The organism is Mameliella sp. AT18, assembly GCF_028807275.1.
In the GTDB taxonomy this organism is placed as follows: Bacteria; Pseudomonadota; Alphaproteobacteria; order Rhodobacterales; family Rhodobacteraceae; genus Antarctobacter; species Antarctobacter albus.
Genome location: NZ_JARAMO010000309.1, coordinates 18,235 through 36,001, shown reverse-complemented (window position 1 = coordinate 36,001; position 17,767 = coordinate 18,235). Strand labels below are relative to the sequence as shown.

The window sequence follows — 17,767 nt, the reverse complement described above, 5'->3', positions numbered from 1 at the left end:
TGGTCCGCGCGGTGGTTTGCTGCGTCAAGCCGCGATGGCAACGGAGGTCAAGGGCGAGGCGCCGGCAATCCAGGCCCCGCGGTCGTAGCGCCGGCAGAGTCCTGTTTCTCCGTCGATGCTGACAAGGGTCAACCACCCGTTGTCGAACAGCGCGCGGACTTCCGGTTGCCGCTGCAGGACCTGCCCGATCATGGCCTCGGGGGCTTCGACGGCAACGACCAGCCGGCTGGGCACATGGCGCAGCCTTGTGCCGTCGTGCACCGATTGCCAGGGCAGTCCGACACGCAATGCGCCGCCGTTGCCTTCCAGCACGCCGATCCCGCCGACCACGTTGTGCAACAGCTTGTTGCCGGCGCCGAATATCTCGGGCGCGACCGCCGAGCCGCTGTATTGCAGCGCGATCCAGCTTGCGACCACCACGGGCGCGCTCAGGATCAGTTCCAGCGTCTCGGCCTCGGGGTCCTGATGCCAGTCGTAGTCATGCAGGAAGGTGGACCCGTCCAGGTCGCGCCCTGCGGTGCGCGCGCGCGGGGCCGCCACGAAAGCCCTGCATCCGGCCAACCCCCATTCGGGGCGCAGTTCCGACCAGTCATGGCCCCGCGTCGCAAGGGTTTCGGCCTTGCCTCGCGGCAACGAGGCCGCGCGCTCTGCCCGCGCCAGGGCAGCGGCGCGCGACAAGGCGGCATTCAGCCGGTCCAGGTCTTCTCTGGTGGCGGCGGGGTGTCCGTCTTCGAACAGCCGGACCTCGTCGGATACCGTGTCGTGCAGCCCGGCGACGAACCGGGTGTCCTCCGGGATTTCGATCCCTCGGTCCTGCAGGCCCGCGCGGACGGCGGCATCGTTGAGCTGCGAGGCCACCAGCCGGGCGTTCACGTCACCCGCATGGCCGCCACAGGCACCACATTGCAGGGCGCTGGCGTGGGGTGCATTGGTGACCGTGGCGCCATGCCCGCAGATCAGCACCAGCCGCGCAAATCCCGACGTCAGCGACATGGCCTTGAGGGTCTTTTCGGCCATGTCGATGCGCTCGGGCAAGGGCAGGTCAAGGTGCGGGGCCGGATCGACCCGGGGCAGGGTTCCGCGACCCAGGCTGTCCCGCAGCAACTTGCCGACATACAGCGGGCCCGCCGCTTCGACGAAGGCAAAGGCAGATACCGCTGCACGCTTGAACCGGCCCCAGGCCCTGACCGCCCGCAAGCGGACGCGGGTACCGATGTCGTCGCCGCTGGTCGCACTGGTGACGCCGGGGGACAGCAGGATCGGAGACCGGGCCTCGACAATGTCGGAGGCATGGGCGTGATGCCTGACTGCAAGGCCAAAGAAGCCCGCAAAGCCGATGGTTCGCAGCCCGGGGTCCGAGGCCTCCAGCGCCCTGCGCAGGCGTTCGGACCGCACGTCGATGCAAAAGGCCGCCTGGATCGCGGGCCGTGCATCGGGCTCTGCCACGGCTTGTCCCGAAAGCGTGTTGCCAAGACGGCGTTCCGCTGCCCGGTCCACGGCCTCTTGCAGGGCAGCGTCCAGCGCCGTGTCATCGTCGATGACAAGAGGCCGGGCATAGTCGTGCAATGCTTGGTCCCAGGCGGTCGACCGTGTTGCGGAGGCCTGCTCGAGCAAGGCAACCTCCCAGGTGAGGCGGATTGTCAGGAGATCGAAGAGCGTCTCTTCCCGTCCGCCGTCGCGCTCGGCGGTCCAGCCAAGATGACGTGCATATTGCGCCCATCCCCCAAGCGTCACCAGCAGCCTGTGGAAATAGACCGGGGCCGCCTCCTGCGTCAGGTTCAACCCCAGGCAGGCGTCGGCAAAGGCCGCTCGTGCATCGGTGGGCATCGCCGCGATACGCGCGGCAAAGCCCGGCAGCCCGGCCAGTTCGGGGGTCAGGTCCCGGCTGGCGAAAGTCCGCCACGATGTCCATGCTCTGCCCTCTGGCGCAGGCCAGAAGGCCTGACCGCGATCGAAATGCGCCGCTGCCCAAAGACCGATCCGATCCTCGACGAAGGCAGGCCAGTCGACCCCGCTGTGGTCCTGCGCCAGGTCCGCCAGAGCAGGAAGAGCGGCGACCTTCGCCACAGCCTGCCGGGTTGCCCGTTGCAAAGTGCCGGCAACCATCCCGTGAGCGGCCTCTGCGGCCCGCAGGTCCTCTGCCGTGACCTCACCCGCGTCGATCATCGTGGCCACGGTCTCTCTGGGCAGGAACATCCGGCCGCCGCCGACACGGGCCAGCCTTGCGGCTGCTGTCCCGCGGTCCTCTTTGGCCTGTCCCAGCCAGGGGTTGACGGCCACTGTCGCCTCCAGGGGGAAGGCCGGGGGGATTTGCCGGATTGCCTCTTCTGCGGCGGCAAAGAGTGCGAGGGTCTGGCCGGGCCAGGTGACATGGGCGTTCATTGGGTCGCTCCGGGCTTGGGCGTCCAGCGGCCGGACAGCCGATCGGACACCGCGTTGAGGTAAAGGCCGTTCATCAGGTGCACGCGCAGTCCCGCCGTGGCGGGATGCCCGGCCCAGAGCGGAAAGGTCGTCTGCGCCACGGCGGCCAGTGCAAAGCTTGCCAGGGCCAGGACGATCGTCGCCCATACCAGGCCATCGGGGGCGGGTGGGGCGGGCAGGGTGCCGACCGAAAGCCAGGTGGCGCCATGTTGCAGCGCAAAATAGGCGACAGTCGCAGTGACGGACATGGCGGCGGTGCGCCAAGTCAGGGCACGGGGGGCCAGATCGGCCAGGCCCTGGGCCATCAGGTAGACCACGCCAAAGATCAGGATCGCGCCAAGCGCCACCGTCTGCGGCGGTTTCGACATGATCCCGAAGGCCAGCCCGGCCAGGAGGTAGAGCACAAGCGCAAGGCCGAACGCGCGTGTCACGGCGCCAAGACCGGGCACGGCGACCGGGCCGGGGCGGCGGATCGAGGCCACCTCGCGCACGGCACCGCCCGAGGCCAGGAAGGCGTGGGCCTTGTAGAGCGAATGCGCCACGATGTGCAGCAATGCCAGCGGGAAGAGCGCAAGCCCGCATTGCAGCACCATGAATCCCATCTGGGCGCAGGTGGACCAGGCCAGCGCGGTCTTGACGGCGGGTTGGGTCAGGGCGACGGCGGCCCCGATCAGCGCGCTGAAACCGCCGACAAGGGCCAGGAAGGCCAGCACCCCGGGCGCCGCCAGCAGCACATCTGCAAAACGGATCAAGAGGAACCCGCCCGCATTCACGACACCCGCATGCAGCAGGGCGGACACGGGTGTCGGCGCCTCCATGACCTCTGTCAGCCAGCCGTGTGTCGGCAGCAACGCGGATTTCAGGATGGCCGCAGCGGCCAGGAACAGGGCCGCCAACCAGAGAGGCCCTGTGCCTTCACCAGCCCGGGCGGCGGCGTTGATCGTCGCAATGTCCGAAGTGCCGAAGCTGATCACGAGCAAGGCTGCGGCCGCGATCAGCGCGGCGCTGGAAACCAGGCCGCTGGTCGCCTTCTTGCGGGCGGCGCGCCGGGCGCGCGGGCGATCAGGATAGAACAGCAACAAGCGGTGCAGCGTGATCCCGATCGCAACCCAGCCGACGACCAGTTGCACGACGTTGCCCGCGCCAACCAGCAGCAGCACGCAGGCCACGGTCGCGGCCATCCAGCCCATGAAGGCGGGTTGCCGCGCCTCGCCGTCCAGTGCCACGCGCGAGAAGCGCAGGACGATCCATCCGACGAAGGCAACGGTCAGGGTCATCGCCACGCTGACGATGTCGACGCGCGCCGACAGACCTACACCTCCAAGACCAAGGAGCAGGGTCGTGCCCGGGCCCGACAGCGCAAGGCCAATGGCCGCCAGAACAGCAAGCCCCAGGCTTACCAGGGCGGCAATCTCGGGAAGGCTCAGGCGCCAATGCGCGCGGGCAGGCGGAAAAAGGGCCATCGCAAGCGCGGCGGCGGCCAGCGGAAGTGGCGAGAATAATAGCAGGTAGCTCATCGTGGACCTCCGAAACTGTGTCGGCGGTCGATCTAGACGGCTGGCGCTTTAATAAAAATTATATTGTTTGGATCATATCGTTCGATTAATCAGAACGCTATGCGCCTGAACTATCGTCATCTGCACTACTTTCAGGCCGTCGCGCGGGAAGGAAACCTGACCCATGCGGCGGCCCGGTTGAACCTGTCGCAATCCGCCCTGTCCACCCAGATCCGACAGCTGGAGGATCGGTTCGGGCACGCCCTTTTTGAACGCACCAGCCGCGCAATGATCCTGACAGAGGCGGGACGCATCGCCCTGGACCATGCCGAGCGCATCTTCGACGTCGGCGAAGACCTCGTCGCGACGATGACCGGGAACGGCCGGGTAAAGGCGCCCTTGCGCGTCGGGGCCCTGTCGACCCTGTCCCGCAATTTCCAGCTGCAGTTCCTGCGCCCGATCCTGTCCGAGACGGGCGCCGACCTGGTCCTGTCGTCCGGGAACAGCCAGGGGCTGTTGCGAGCGCTGGAGGATCTGGCGCTTGATGTCGTCTTGTTGACGGACCCGCCGCCGCGCGACACCTTTCCGGACCTCGTGGCACATCGCATCGACGAACAGCCCGTGGCGATTCACGGCACCGCGCGGCGGCTAGGTCACGGGACGCTGGCCGGGCTTCTGGCTGCGGAACCGGTGATCTTGCCGACCGAAAGTTCGATCCGGACGGGATTTGACAGCCTGGTTGCCCGGCTTGGCGTCACCCCCCGGATCGCGGCTGTCGTCGATGACATGGCGATGGTCCGGCTGCTGGCCCGCGACGACGTGGGACTGGCCATCACACCCGCCGTTGTCCTGGCTGACGAATTGGCGCAGGGCCTTCTGGTCAGCGCCCCGTTTGAACTCGACATCGTCGAGAGTTTTTACGCGGTCACGGCGCCGCGCACCTTTCCACATCCGCTTGTCGCACGGCTGATCGCGCCGGCCGATGGGGCCGAGAATGGCTCAGCGGGTTGAAGTCCCGTGTTTCAGGGGAGGGGGCGAACGCTTGGCCCCTTTGCCGGCGTAGGGTGCTTGCAACGTAGGGCCATGAAACGTCAGCCGTGCAGGGTCAGAAGGGAAATGCCCCCGACCACCACAAGGCTGAGGGCCCAGACCTTGTCCAGATTGAACCAGCTTCGCGACAGCGCCTTCAGGCCAAGCCAGCGATAGACCGCGAAAGCAAAGGCGCCGCCCGCAAGGGACATGGCAACCGTGTGCGACAGGGCAACCAGCACCGCCACGCCAGTATTGCCCGTCATCAGGTCCGCCGCCGCAGCGTGGCCGGTATCGGTTTCGACGCTGCGGCAGATCCCAAGGTAGATTGGCACCAGCATCAGCCCGGCGCCATGCGCCAACGCCGCAAGAAATGACCACAACGCCAGCCGCGACGGGGGCACGCGGGCCAGGAAACGCGGATGGCGCGGGCTGATCAGCAGGTAGATCCCCAGCCCAATCACCAGGAAGGCGGCGCCGATCTGGATGTCCCGTTGCCATTCGGCCAGGAAAAGCAGCGCGCCGAAGGGCAACAGGATCGCCACGATGGCCAACAAATGCCCCAGTGCCAAGGCGCCCAATGCCCGCCACAGGCTGCGCCGGCTGCGATCCATCAACGCGGCGGAAACAGCCAGAGGCCACCCCATCCCCGGATTGACCCCGTGGTATACTCCAGACGCCACAACGGCCCCCCAGAGGGCCGTTGTGGTGGTCAGTCCGTCCATTCTCAGGCGGAGGGATAGCAGAAGCTGTCGGTCGAACAGTCCCCGCCTTCGAGGCGGATCTGGTGACTGCGATAGCCGTCAGGGAAATCCACGTAGAAATCCTCGGCCAGGGTCAGGCCGCCGTTTTCGCCCACATGCGCCATGACCATCTGTCCGCCCTTCGCACCCGGATAGAACTGGTCGTCCCAGGTGGAATAGAGCGAGTTGGTCCAGTAGACGCGCTTGCCGTCGCGGCTGATCTCGACCATCTGCGGCCCGTAGGCAAAGGGTTTGCCGTTGGGATGCGCCGTGCCGCGCGCGATGCCCCCGATCTCGACCTTGCCGGCCAGCGTCGGGTTCATCGGGTCCGAGACATCGTACTGGTGCATCTCGCCCAGGCCCCAGCAAGCGACATAAAGGTACTTGTCGTCCAGGCTCAGGTCGATATCCGTCACCAGGGGCGGCACCGCCTCGAAGCCTTGCAGCAGCGGGGGCAGATTTTCCGCCTTTTCCGGGCGCGGGTCGATGGTGAGGGTCTTTTTCGCCTCGAAGGTGCCGTCGTCCTTTTGCCACCAGGTGAAGATCGATCCTTGCAGGTTTGTCGTGTCCACCACGACGCCGCAGAACCCGTAGTCCTTGGCCGGGTCATGGGCGGGCCGGATCTCCAGCGCCATCTGGTGGTTTTCGCCCAGGTCGATGGTCTGCACGTTCTTGCGCTGCCGCAGGTTCCAGAAATGGATCTGGTGGCCATACTTGTTCGATAGAAGGTCCTCTGCCACCAGCCCGTTTTCGAACTGCGGCGGCAGGCCCCATTCGCTGCTGACCATGTAGTCGCGTGGCAGGTTCCACCAGAAATCGTAGTGCTTTTCCTGCTTGCCCCGGTCCATTTCGTAGCGGCCCAGGATCTCGAAGGTTTCACAATCCATGATGAAGATGCCCGGAGGGCCGTCGGTGCCGTCCGCGCCACCGCCTCCCAGGGTGCTGACATAGATGCCTTCGGGGCCGCAGTGGATGGTATGGGGCCGCGAATAGCCGGTCTTGGCCAGAACCTCTTCGGGTTCGATGATCTTTTGAATCTTGGCCTTCAACGGCTCTTTCACGTCGATGACGTAGATGCGCGACGACCGGATGCCCGGGATGATCAGGTAGCGTCGTTCGAGGAACGCGTGGCCCGAGAGCGGCGAAAGGGACGAGGAACAGGCGTTCCAGCCGAAATGGTGAAATTCGTCGCCCTTGTTCGGCATGATCAGCTTGTGGACGATCTCGCCATAGGTCTTGGACTTCGGGTCTACGTCCACCACCGCCAGGCCATCGGGCTGGCTGCCGTCGGGCGACAGCATCAGGGTGAAGGCCAGCGTCTCGGCCGGCGCCTCCATCGCCAGCCTGGGGGTCGCGTGGAATGTCGGGTCCGGTCTCAGGTTCATGGTCTCTCCTCCCATTGAATTTCTGATCGTTATGCGCGTCCTCTGAATGCAGGCTTCCACTCTGCCATAAATTGCAGAGTCGCCGAAGGAATTTGCCGGGGGCGGTTGTCCGGCCCCGGCGGGAACTTGCCTTGTGCAGGGCGCCATCCGGCGCCCAGCCACCTCATGCCGCTGCCAGCGCCTTTTTCGGGTCGAAGAAGGGGCGTTCCACCACGGTTGCAACACAGGGGCCGGAGGGCAGGACGACTTCGACCTGCATCCCGAGGTGGGCATGTTCGGTGGCGACCATCGCCAGCGCGATATTCCGCTCCAGCCGAGGTGAGTAGACTGCCGAAGTGACCTTACCGATGTCCGCTCCGGCCTTGTTGATCTGCCAGAAGGTGGTGTTCGGTCCCCGCAGCGGGTCGGCGTCGATGACCAGCCCGACCTGCAGTCGCTTGACGCCCTCGTCGCGGATGCGTTTCAGCGCGGCCTTGCCGATGAAATCCGCCTCCATCTCGAGGTCGACAAGCCGGTTGAGGCCCAGCTCGAAGGGGTTGGTGTGGATGTCGGCATCGGCGTGATAGGACAGCATTCCGCCTTCGATCCGGCGGATCGAGGAGGTATGTCCGGGCTTCAGTCCGAATTCGAGACCGGCGGCCATGATCCGCTCCCACAGGGCATCGCCCTTGCTGCCGTCGCGCAGGTACAGCTCGTAGCCCAGTTCGCTGGACCAGCCGGTGCGCGAGACGATCAGCGGGATGCCGTCCAGGTCCATTTCGCGCAGCCAGTAGTATTTCAGGTCCATGATGCCGTCGCCGAAGAGGGCCCGCATGATCTCGCCCGACTTGGGGCCCTGCAATTGCAGGGGCGAGACATCGGGTTCGCAGATCTGCACATCCAGCCCCGAATGCACCGCGACACCCTGCGCCCACAGCAGGATGTCGCTGTCCGCCAGCGAGATCCAGAAGTGGTTCTCGGCCAGGCGCAGCAGGATCGGATCGTTCAGGATGCCGCCTTGTGCGTTGGTGATCAGGACGTATTTGCACTGGCCCACGGCCATCTTCGACAGGTCGCGCGGGGTCAGCATCTGGACGAATTTCGCGGCATCCGGGCCGGTGATTTCCACCTGCCGTTCCACGGCCACGTCACACAGGATCGCGTCATTCACGAGGTTCCAGAAGTTCTGTTCCGGATCGCCGAAGTCGCGCGGGATATACATGTGGTTGTAGACGGAGAAACCCTTTGCCCCCCAGCGCACCGTGGCGTCGAAATAGGGGGATTTGCGGATCTGCGTGCCAAAGCCGAACTCGTCTGCGTGCATTGCGTGCGCCCTTGTCTGCCTCCGGGCTGGCGGCCCGGAGCATGGTTGATGATGGCGCTTATTTAGGGGCGAAAGCCACCGGCCTGCAGACCAAAAGACGGGGCACCTCCGGTCTGTTCGGGCTTTATTTCCGGCCCGTGTCAGACCGTTCGGTCGCGTGGCTGCGGACGGGTCAGTGCGGCGACATTCGGGCGGCCGGCCTTGACCACGCGGGTCGCGATGTAGGTCATGTAGCGGTCGACGCCCAGTTCGGCGTCCTGCATGTCCTGCATCAGGTCCTGGAAGGCGGCCAGCGTCGTGCAGACAGTCTTCATCACGTAGTCCATGCCGCCGCCTGTCGCGATGCACTCGGTGACTTCGTCGTGGCGGGCGACCCAGGCCTCGAACCGTTCGAAATCGGTCTTGCGATGATGGGTGAGAGAGACTGTCACGATCACCTGCGTGACATCGCACAGCCGGTCGAGCGCGATGTCCGCATGGTAGCCACGGATGTATCCCGCGGCCTTGAGCCGGTCGAGCCGTGCCCAGCAGGGCGTGGGAGAGATGTTCACGATCTCCGACAGACGTGTCTTGCTCAGCTGCCCATGCTGCTGGACGGCGCTCAGGATGCGGATATCCGTGGCATCTAGGCTCAGCTTTTTCACCGATGAGGCACTCTCGCTTTGTCGCAACGGACCATGCGGTTGCGTCCGCATCGACCCTCACAACAGGATATAGCTTGTCCGACCGGCCGGGCCGCAACATTGCGACGCAAACTGTCCCGGTCGCGGCGCAGGCGCCCTGTGAGGTCGGACCCAGGGTTGGGAGTGTCGTGTGTGAGGACTGGAGGCTGTCAGCCAAGGTTCTGCAGGCCTGTGCCGCACCGAAAACGGCGAGCGTTTCCTTACAGTTTCAGGGTTTAGGTTCAGGATTCACAACCAGGAGATGACGCCTGCCGCGAGGGCGATGGCCATAAGGAAGAGCCTCGGGCACCGGTCATGGCGGGTTGCCACAGGCCTCCAGTCCGTGAGTTTGCCGAACATGATTTCGATGCGATTGCGCCGCTTGTATCGGCGCGTGTCACTTCACCGGTGTCTTGCGTTTCTTTCGGCCCGGGATACAGGCGCGTATCCCTTTGTCCTGCAACGCTTCTCTGAACCAGGCAGCGTCATATTCACGATCATCACGGTCTTCTCTTTGTCGTGTTCATCGCCAACCCGGCCAGCATCCGCGCGAAGATCGCTTTTTCGCTCACCGTCTGTAGAGCGTCTTATGCGGACCATAGGCGGCGTTTGTGCCGGCCTTGAACCGATGGCGGCCCGGCGCTCACCATCTGTCCAGCGCAAGCCTTTGCGATTGTTGAAGATAACTCCGCTCAATCCTCGCCCGTCATCGGCCCGGGTCTTGCCATGAGGCCTGCGAAAGAAAGCGGCCTTATGCGCGCTGACCTTGTCGAAGAACCTTCAGGCGGGGTGCGCCGACTTCGTCATGGAGCGGGGTATCGATGTCGATGCGCTCTTCACGCATGAGTTCCGGATCGACCAGGCCGAAGAGGCTTACCGCCTGTTCGATCAGCAGAAGATCGGCAAAGGCGTCTTCCTGGTCGATTGATCCGCAAATTCCTGACAGGTCCCGGAGGAAAACTCGGAATGATGGCCCCACTTCATAGCCTGAGCGCGCCGGTGCAGGCGTTTCTGTCGCGCCAGCCGACGCCGGGGCGATTGGGGTGGTCAATCCTTCAACCGGCACGACGCTGGGTGACCTTGCCTCGGGTGGCGCCGCGGATGTAGACGCTGTCGTAAATGCTGCACGCCGGGCTTTCGAAGGCGAATGGCGAGGATGGTCACCCTACCAGCGGCAAGCTCTGCTCATCCGGGCCTACGATCTTCTGGAGCGGCGCTTCGAAGAACTGGCCGAGATCGAGTCGGTCGACATGGGTGCCCCGATCTCCAAGACCCGCGCTACCAAGCAGGGCGCCTTGCGAATGATCCAGTTCTTCGCGGCCTTGGCCCTGAGTGTTCGGGGTGAGACGCTGGAGAACGGTCTGCCCGGAGACGTGACCACGATGACGTTGAAGGCACCCGCGGGGGTGATCGGCGGCATTATCCCTTGGAACGGCTCGCTCACCTCGGTCTGGTGGATCGTCGGCGCTGTCACTGCCACGGGGTGCACGACGGTGCTCAAGCCTGCAACCGAAGCCTCTCTCACCGTGCTTTACCTTGCAGAGAAACTGCTCGAGATCGGGCTGCCGCTGGGCGTGCACAGGACCATATCGATATCGTCGGGGCCCAAGCCGTGCGACGCAAGAGCAGCCAGAAAGGTATCGTGGTCCTGGTCATTCCATTCCGGCCGTTGGGGCAGGTGCTTGTGGGCGCCGACGCATGTATCGACGAGGATGTTTTGGGTCGGCGTTTCCACAAGGAAACCCTGAATGGGCATCCGAAGTGTCCAGGTGTCCGGGTCGATCCCGTCGCCCAGCTACTCAAGGAGCGGCTCCCACGCCTCTGGCCGTGTATCCCGAAAGAAGTAGTCCACATCGATCTGCCGGAACGACTCCAGCACGCGCCGAAGTCGATGGTTGCCGATATGGCGGAAGGGGCCGTCGGGAGCTGGACGCTTTGACATCGGCGCGCACATGAGCGGCGATCAGTCGAATTTCAGGGCGTTCGCAATCGCGGCCTTCGTCATGAAGGTCACGTCCGCCCCGGCGGTTGCATGGCGCGCACCCATTGCGATCATCTCCTTGGCCAGCTCAGGGTGATGACCCATGCCGCCGACACCGAAATAGATATTGTTGACCTTGCAGGCGTCAGTCACTCTTTGGAAGCCTGCCTGGACGTCCGGCTGATCGAGCTGGCCGGGCAGACCCAGAGTGTTCGACAGGTCATTGGCACCGACGAGCAGCATGTCGAGGTCATCCACTGCCGCGATCTCCTCCACCGCATCGAGGGCCCTTGGGCCTTCGATCATGGAGATGACCATCGCCGCGGCGTTGACGGCCTTCATTGCGTCGACGGGCGGGGCAGGGCGAAACATGAGCTGGGGCAGGCAGGGCATGATCGAGCGCCGGCCGAGCGGTGGGTACTTTGCCGCTGCAACTGCGCTGCGGGCATCTTCCGCCGTCTCGGTTTCCGGAACGATCCCCCCTTGGGCACCGCAATCCATTGCCTGAGTAATGGCAAAGCTGTCGAGAGTTCCGATCCTCACCAAGGGCGTGATGCCGCCAAGGTTTCAGGCGATGCAGAGCTGGGTGACGGTCTTGGCGATTGCCACGATCTCGACACCGCGCACCAGCCGCGAGATCATGCCGACAGCCAGTTTGCCCGAGACCGGACGGGCGGCATCGGAGGGGCGGATTGACGGTCGTGTTTCGTGTCACCGACCGCCCCGGCGCGATGAGTTTCCGCGCACCTGGCGTTCGACATCGTCAAGGACCGATCTCAGATCGACATCGGACCGATCTTTCCCGGCCCCGAAAAGGGTGGCATCGACCGGGCGCAATACCCTCTCCAAGGTAGTAGGCTCCGTCTCTAGCAGGCGTTGCGCGCGTGTCCGGAAGAGAGCAGTTTCCCCCTTTGCCGCATGGCGCCTCAGCTTGTGCAGATCCGATCGCAGTCGCCACCGGCTGCGCCAGCGCCCAAACATTCCCGAAGCCCCGGCGCGCCCCCGCAACGTCGGGACCAGGACCACAAGAAAAGCTATCACAGCGATCGCAAGATGTGGTTGACCGATGCCCAGGTCCTTGCGCCATCCAGAGGCGGCGTTGGCGGAAAAACTTGCATAGCCGATGGGGGTGGCGGGGAGTGTGACCGTACGTGCTTGCCTGAGCGCCGTATCGAAATAGGGGATCGTGACCTCTGGCAGAACACCGGGTTCGCCGGTGATGGGCCGCAGGCTCCAGGTCCAGACCAGTGTGGTGACCGGGCCTGCCTCGGTCACCTGAAAGTCGCGTTCCGCCGGGGGCGAGAAGGTGATCAGCCAAGGTTCGCGCAGTGGCGGCTGGTGCGGCATCATTTCCGGCGTGGCGCCCAGGGCGCGCAGCACCACGCGGCGTTTCACGCTTTGACCGTCTGGGAGCCGGGCCGCATCCGCGTCCCAGCTGTCCGACAGTTCCAGCGCCCGAACGGGCAGCCAGTCATCGCCCGCCCCGGCGGGTTTCTCGGCCACGTCGATCCGAACCGGCGCTGTCCGGACAAGCACGGTGTCGCGATGCCCCTGCTTGTCGATAAGCTGCAACTCATGCGCGATGGGCAACACTTCGAGCGCGCCCGCCCGCCGGGGGTAGAGCGCGATGCGACGCTCGAACACCTTGGCGACGAGGCCGTCAATGCGCTGATCCGTCCAGCTGTCCTGGCCCAGACGGGTCCAGTCGAAATCGGTCATCGGCCGCAGCTTCAACTCTTCGTTGGTGATGTTCCTGCGATAGACGCCGCGGATCGTGGCCAGGATCATCTCGCCTTGGACGGGGGCCGTCTCACGCGGATCGAGCACCAGTTCCAGACGCAGCGTGTCCTCCTGCGCGGACAGGGGGCAGGCAAGGAACAGCAGTAGGGCCAGCCATCTCACCATCGGTCGGCCTCCTCGCGGTGGGCCTCACCTGCAGCGCGGCGACGGTCCATTTCGGCAGCAAGGCGTCCCTTCAGGTATTCACCCGGCGCATCGGCCAGCGTGTCGAGCCAGCTGTCGTCGGCTGCCGCCGTCCGGTCGCCGGTCACCGGGCGCTTGAGGCTGGCGCGCGCGGGATCGCGCTCTGCGGCCTGGATGGGCTGCGAGGGATCATCCGGGTCAAAGGCCGCGGTCTCTATCCCTGCCTCCGAAAGGATGGTTTCGATCCGACCGTGGCCCCTGGCCTCGCCGATGACGGGGTCGACGAGGTCCAGGACGACGCGACGGTTATGCTGTGCGTCGGCGTCGTAGCGGTCGGCAAACAGGACTGCATCGAAATAGGCGACGGACAGGGCGAAATCGCCTGTCGCGGCCAGCGTGAGACCGCGATTGTAGGTGGCACTGCGGCCAATGGTGGCAAAGGCACTGTCGGCGGCCGCGTAGCGGCCCGCATCATAGAGCGCGGCGGCGCGCGCGGCGGGATCCTGGATGAGTGGCACGGCAAGCTGAGGAAACCCGGCCCGCCAGATCAGCTTGGCCCAGGCCTCCGGTCCGGCGGCAGCCGCGCAGGCCAGGGCGACCCCAAGGATGAACAGCGTGAAACGGCTCATGTCCTGCGTCTCCTCCTAAAGAGGGGCGCCAACGGAAATAGCGCCAGCAGGACGAACCAGCGCCCCTGATCCGCATAGTGCAGGTTTCGCAACGCGCGATCCGTAGCCGCCGTGCCTTGACGACGGGCCAGCAGGGCTTCCAGCCGCCGGGTGTCCGTCGCGTCAACGGTGATGCCAGCTCCGGCCACGGTCAACGCCTCCAGCCCGTCCCTCCGTGCCGGGGGCATGCCATAAGGGGGCGCCACGGGCGCGACAAAGACCGCCGAAACACGCATCCCGTCCGCCGCCATCTGCCGCGCGAGATCACGGGCCTCCGGGCCGGTGCCGCCGCCATCCGAGACCAGGACAACGTCCGGATGGGCCGCCCCGGCATCTGTCAGAACTTGCCGCGCCATTGCCAGTGCACGGTCGGGCCGGCTGCCTGCCACGGGCATGGTTTGGGCATCGGCAACGGCAACAACCGTTTTCAGCGCGGCGGCGTCCTCGGTCGGCACGCTGACAAGAAAACTCTCGCCCGAATAGACGCCCAACGCGATCGGGCGCGTGCCCTGGGTGTCGATCAGGCGGGACACGGCTGCCTGCGCATCGTCGAACCCGCCTCCGCGGGTCACCGATTGCGACAGGTCGAGAAGGATGGTCACCGCGTCCAGGTTGCGCAGGCGCGGCACGTCGGGATCCGGCGTGGCCGGGCCGGCCAGCCCTGCCGCGACAAGAGCCGCCGACAGCGCGAGGCACCAGGGCGCCGGGTCACGCCGTGTTTCGGTCACATGGCCCAACCTGCGCATCGCGGACAGGAGCGCGGGGTCGGTCACGGTTTGCCATCGCCCGAGGCCATGAGACCGCCAGGCGATCACCGCACCGGCAATCAGGGCAGCTGGAACGGCGAACAGCCAGAGCGGACGCAGCCATAGGATGTCCAGCGCACTGCTCATGCCGTCTCGCGCGCCTGAAGGACAAGCGACACACCGAGAAGAGCGAAGCCAGCGGCGGCGCACCAGGGCCAGAATTCGTGCCAGCTACGGATCGGTGGCGCATCCGCAAGGCTGGGTTCCAGGCGGTCGATGGCCTCGGTCACAGCCAGCAGGTCTGCGGTGGTGCGCACGCGGAAGGCCTGCCCTTTTGCGGCTTCGGCGATCCTGCGCAGCGTTTCGCTGTCCACCGCGTCGCGCGCGCGGGGGGCGGTTTCGAGATCCGCCGGGCCAAGGGCGATTGTATAGATACCGATGCCGAGCCGGGACGCGGTTGCCGCGGCGGCAACTGGATCGACGACTCCGGTGGTGTCCTGGCCATCGGACAGCAGGACGATGACCCGGCTTTCCGCATCACGCGACCGTAGCCGCCGGATCGCAAGGCCCAGCCCGTCGGCAATGGCCGTGGCCTTGCCTGAGACACCGATCTGCGCGGTCTCTACCTGATGTGCGACGGCAGACACATCATGTGTGAGCGCGGCGGCCACATAGGCCCGGTCGCCAAAGACGACGAGACCCACGCGATCACCGGCCCGGCCCCGGATGAAGCGGGCACCGACCTCCTGAACCGCCGCGAGGCGTGACACCCTTTGGCCGTCCAGGTCGAAATCCTCCTTTTGCATGGACCCCGACAGGTCCAGCACCAGGACGATGTCGCGGCCCGACGCCGGTATCACGCCCAGGGTGCGCTCTGCCCTTGGCCCGGACAGGGCCAGAACCAGGGCAATCCAGGCCAGGAACAGGATGGTGCCCCGTGCATGGCGCCGTGCCGGGGCGGCATCCACGGGGTGAAAGGCTGCCGCGATGGCCGGCGGCAGGGACAGTGCGCCATGCTGCCGCGCCTGTCCTGGCAACAGGCGCAACAGGAGCAAGGGCAGGGGTAGCAGGACTAGGACCCAGGGCGCGGCAAGGTTCATCGTCGCGGCCTCCGCCTTGCGGCCGCGATGACCACGGCCTCGAGCGCGGCGGGGTCGACAGGGGCGCGCGGATTGTAAAGCGCTTCCTGCATTTCCTTGGGGAGCGCCCCGCCATTGGCCCGCAACAGCGCGGCCAGGCCGGCGATGCGGACCTCGGTTTCACAGGATGCCAGTCGGGCGATCGCGGCGCGGGCAGTGTCCCGGGGGCTGAGGCGCCGCGCGGTCAGGCCGCGCAGCAGCGCCGACAATAGCAACCCGGCAAGCAATCCCAAGGCCACGGCCGCCAACGCATCCTGCCAGCCAAAGCGGGCAAAGCTTTCCGGGATACGGATCCCGGCCAGGCGCGGAACAAGCTCTTCGGGGGTCATGCCATCCCGGCCTCGACCGGATCGGCGGCCCGCAGGATACGGGCCGGAATGCCGTGACGTGCAAGCAGGGCGGGCGAGGCCGAACGGCCAAACTGTCCACGGGATATGCGTGAGCCGATCCGCGCCGCAAAGCGGCCCCGGGGAGGCGCGATCTCGACTGCATCCTGCACCAGCAGGACGTCAAGCGGGCATTTCCGCGTCAGGGCCGCCGTTGCCGGCCCGAAATCGGCGCCGGGATCGTCCAGCCCGGTGGCGAGCAGAACGACCGTACCTGGCGCGACCCGGGCGGCGACGCCGTCGAGCATGACCGCAAGGCTGTCATGGGCCTTGCCGGGGGTCTCCAGCGCGGCGGCGTGCGCCCGGGCAAAAGCCCCGCTGATGCGCAACATCGCGGCCTCGCGCGGGCGCGGTGGCAGCATTTCGAACGTGCGGTCGCGCAGGATCGCGGCGCCGACCCGTGCCCCGGACAGGCAGGCACGCCAGCCGTCAAGCGCCAGGGCTTCGGCAGCCGCAACTGAACGGAACCGCCCCCGCGTGCCCCAGAGCATCGGTGCCCGGAAATCGACCACCAACAGCAGGCTGCGTTCCACCTCTTCATGCCGGCTGCGCACCTGTGGCCTCCCGCTGCGGGCGCTGGCCGCCGGGTCGATGCGGCGCAGGTCGTCGCCGTCCTGAAAGGGCCGGAGATCGAAGAGATCCCCGCCATCGCCGCGGCGCGGACCGGACAGGCCGCCGCTCAGCCCCTGCGACAGACCACCTGCGGTGCCGTTCTCGGCGAGAGACGCGAGCGCGATCAGTCGATCAAGAGAAACCTCCGCGCCGGATGCATCGGGCAGCATCACAGCGGCGCCACCGCGGCAAGGATCTCGGCAAAGATCGTCCGCGACGTCTCGCCCGCGGCCTGCGCGCGCCATGTCGGTGCCATCCGGTGACAGAGCACATCCGGGGCCAGGGCCATCACATCCTCTGGCACGGCATAGTCACGCCCGTGCAGCCAGGCCCGCGCCCGTGCCGCCGAGGCCAGTGCAAGCGTGCCGCGCGGGCTGACCGCGTGGCGGATGCGGTCGGTCACGTCGATGGCCTCGGTTTGTCGCCGCGTCGCCATGACCAGCGCGACCATGTAGTTGCGCAGCGCCGGCGACAGATGCACCTGAAGGACCTCCTCCTTCATCGCGCCAAGCGCGTCGTGATCGAGCGTGGCGGCCTGCGGCCCGACATGGGCGCGCCGTTCTGCCTCGACGAGATCGAGGATCGCCAGCTCGTCCGCCTCACCCGGCAAGTCGAGCATCACATGCATCAGGAAACGGTCAAGCTGGGCCTCGGGGAGGGGGAAGGTGCCTTCCTGTTCCAGCGGGTTCTGGGTGGCGACCACCATGAAGGGGTCCGGCAGGCTGCGGGTTTCGCCACCGGCGGTGACCTGCGTCTCGCCCATCGCCTCAAGCAGCGCAGACTGCACCTTGGGCGGTGCCCGGTTTATCTCGTCCACAAGGACGAGGTTGTGAAAGACCGGGCCGGGCAGAAAGGCCATTTGGCCGCTGTCTTGCCGGTAAACCTGTGTCCCGGTTACATCCGATGGCATCAGGTCGGGTGTGCACTGGATACGGGCGAAACTGCCTTCGACGCCATCGGCCAGCCGACGGACAGAGCGGGTCTTGGCCAGACCGGGGGCGCCTTCGATCAGAACATGTCCCCCGGTCAGCAGGGCAATCATCAACCGTTCGACCAGTGCTGCATGCCCGACCAGCCCGGCCTCCATCTGCGCCGCCAGCGCCTTGGCCGGAGCGGCTGCAACCGCTGCGATATCCTCCATTCGGACCTCCCTATCCGCCGGTGCCATAGGATCACGGACCGCCCCGTCCTTGAACCCCTCCGTAGGTGTGCCTTTTGCCGGGCCGGGGGCTAAGGGGAGGGCCGGGTCGGCCTCCACGATCCGACGGGCCTC

General features: G+C 66.1%; 17 protein-coding genes and 2 pseudogenes. 3 read left to right on the top strand and 16 right to left on the bottom strand.

Annotation, left to right across the window (positions count from 1 at the left end):
- Nucleotides 1–24 precede the first annotated feature (24 nt).
- Nucleotides 25–2,382, bottom strand: coding sequence for a YbcC family protein (locus PVW46_RS25770; RefSeq protein WP_069210694.1), 2,358 nt, complete (start codon nt 2,380–2,382; stop codon nt 25–27).
- A complete protein-coding gene (locus tag PVW46_RS25765; RefSeq protein ID WP_069210695.1) occupies nt 2,379–3,938 on the bottom strand; it encodes a proton-conducting transporter transmembrane domain-containing protein in 1,560 nt (519 codons plus the stop codon). The genes PVW46_RS25770 and PVW46_RS25765 overlap by 4 nt, the downstream gene beginning before the upstream one ends.
- A 99-nt stretch (nt 3,939–4,037) precedes the next feature.
- Here PVW46_RS25765 and PVW46_RS25760 point away from each other — a divergent pair, with 99 nt between their 5' ends.
- Nucleotides 4,038–4,928 carry a LysR family transcriptional regulator gene (locus tag PVW46_RS25760; protein WP_069210696.1) on the top strand — a complete coding sequence of 297 codons (891 nt, stop codon included), beginning with the start codon at nt 4,038–4,040 and terminating at the stop codon, nt 4,926–4,928.
- An 80-nt stretch (nt 4,929–5,008) separates the two neighbouring features.
- On the opposite strand, the gene PVW46_RS25755 is transcribed toward PVW46_RS25760, so the two are convergent.
- The 6 genes and pseudogenes from PVW46_RS25755 to PVW46_RS25730 form a co-directional block, all read right to left on the bottom strand.
- On the bottom strand, nt 5,009–5,671 hold the full coding sequence (locus tag PVW46_RS25755) for a hypothetical protein (RefSeq protein WP_069210697.1): 663 nt from the start codon (nt 5,669–5,671) through the stop codon (nt 5,009–5,011).
- A gap of 2 nt (nt 5,672–5,673) precedes the next feature.
- Entirely contained in the window at nt 5,674–7,074 is a 1,401-nt protein-coding gene (locus tag PVW46_RS25750; protein WP_069210698.1) for a selenium-binding protein SBP56-related protein, read from the bottom strand.
- Between the two features lie 163 nt (nt 7,075–7,237).
- Entirely contained in the window at nt 7,238–8,377 is a 1,140-nt protein-coding gene (locus PVW46_RS25745) for a glycine cleavage T C-terminal barrel domain-containing protein (protein ID WP_069210699.1), read from the bottom strand.
- 140 nt (nt 8,378–8,517) lie between these two features.
- On the bottom strand, nt 8,518–9,021 hold the full coding sequence (locus tag PVW46_RS25740) for an Lrp/AsnC family transcriptional regulator (RefSeq protein ID WP_069210700.1): 504 nt from the start codon (nt 9,019–9,021) through the stop codon (nt 8,518–8,520).
- 267 nt (nt 9,022–9,288) lie between these two features.
- Nucleotides 9,289–9,538, bottom strand: a pseudogene (locus PVW46_RS25735) (transposase); the annotation flags it as partial.
- Between the two features lie 149 nt (nt 9,539–9,687).
- Nucleotides 9,688–9,783, bottom strand: a pseudogene (locus tag PVW46_RS25730) (IS5/IS1182 family transposase); the annotation flags it as partial.
- A 22-nt stretch (nt 9,784–9,805) separates the two neighbouring features.
- Between PVW46_RS25730 and PVW46_RS25725 the strand changes: the two are divergent.
- Together PVW46_RS25725 and PVW46_RS25720 are read left to right on the top strand one after the other, a co-directional pair.
- The gene (locus tag PVW46_RS25725; protein WP_274578206.1) at nt 9,806–9,967 is read left to right on the top strand and encodes a hypothetical protein; all 162 of its coding nucleotides are present in this window, start codon (nt 9,806–9,808) and stop codon (nt 9,965–9,967) included.
- A 115-nt stretch (nt 9,968–10,082) separates the two neighbouring features.
- Complete coding sequence (locus tag PVW46_RS25720; protein WP_069210701.1) at nt 10,083–10,787, top strand: aldehyde dehydrogenase family protein; 705 nt, start codon at nt 10,083–10,085, stop codon at nt 10,785–10,787.
- Between the two features lie 215 nt (nt 10,788–11,002).
- Here the strand turns inward: PVW46_RS25720 and PVW46_RS25715 are convergent, their stop codons facing one another.
- The 8 genes from PVW46_RS25715 to PVW46_RS25680 all read right to left on the bottom strand — a co-directional run bounded on the left by PVW46_RS25715 (nt 11,003) and on the right by PVW46_RS25680 (nt 17,635).
- Nucleotides 11,003–11,563 carry an HpcH/HpaI aldolase family protein gene (locus tag PVW46_RS25715; protein ID WP_274578217.1) on the bottom strand — a complete coding sequence of 187 codons (561 nt, stop codon included), beginning with the start codon at nt 11,561–11,563 and terminating at the stop codon, nt 11,003–11,005.
- Between the two features lie 168 nt (nt 11,564–11,731).
- Nucleotides 11,732–12,925, bottom strand: coding sequence for a BatD family protein (locus tag PVW46_RS25710; RefSeq protein WP_069210702.1), 1,194 nt, complete (start codon nt 12,923–12,925; stop codon nt 11,732–11,734).
- Entirely contained in the window at nt 12,919–13,572 is a 654-nt protein-coding gene (locus PVW46_RS25705; protein ID WP_069210703.1) for a hypothetical protein, read from the bottom strand. Before PVW46_RS25705 ends, PVW46_RS25710 begins: the two co-directional genes overlap by 7 nt.
- On the bottom strand, nt 13,569–14,504 hold the full coding sequence (locus PVW46_RS25700; protein ID WP_069210704.1) for a vWA domain-containing protein: 936 nt from the start codon (nt 14,502–14,504) through the stop codon (nt 13,569–13,571). Before PVW46_RS25700 ends, PVW46_RS25705 begins: the two co-directional genes overlap by 4 nt.
- Nucleotides 14,501–15,457 (bottom strand): VWA domain-containing protein, encoded by a 957-nt coding sequence (locus PVW46_RS25695; protein WP_069210705.1) that lies wholly within the window; start codon nt 15,455–15,457, stop codon nt 14,501–14,503. Before PVW46_RS25695 ends, PVW46_RS25700 begins: the two co-directional genes overlap by 4 nt.
- Nucleotides 15,454–15,825, bottom strand: coding sequence for a hypothetical protein (locus PVW46_RS25690; RefSeq protein ID WP_069210706.1), 372 nt, complete (start codon nt 15,823–15,825; stop codon nt 15,454–15,456). The genes PVW46_RS25695 and PVW46_RS25690 overlap by 4 nt, the downstream gene beginning before the upstream one ends.
- A complete protein-coding gene (locus PVW46_RS25685; RefSeq protein ID WP_069210707.1) occupies nt 15,822–16,664 on the bottom strand; it encodes a DUF58 domain-containing protein in 843 nt (280 codons plus the stop codon). Before PVW46_RS25685 ends, PVW46_RS25690 begins: the two co-directional genes overlap by 4 nt.
- Nucleotides 16,664–17,635 carry an AAA family ATPase gene (locus PVW46_RS25680; protein ID WP_069210708.1) on the bottom strand — a complete coding sequence of 324 codons (972 nt, stop codon included), beginning with the start codon at nt 17,633–17,635 and terminating at the stop codon, nt 16,664–16,666. Before PVW46_RS25680 ends, PVW46_RS25685 begins: the two co-directional genes overlap by 1 nt.
- Nucleotides 17,636–17,767 lie beyond the last annotated feature (132 nt).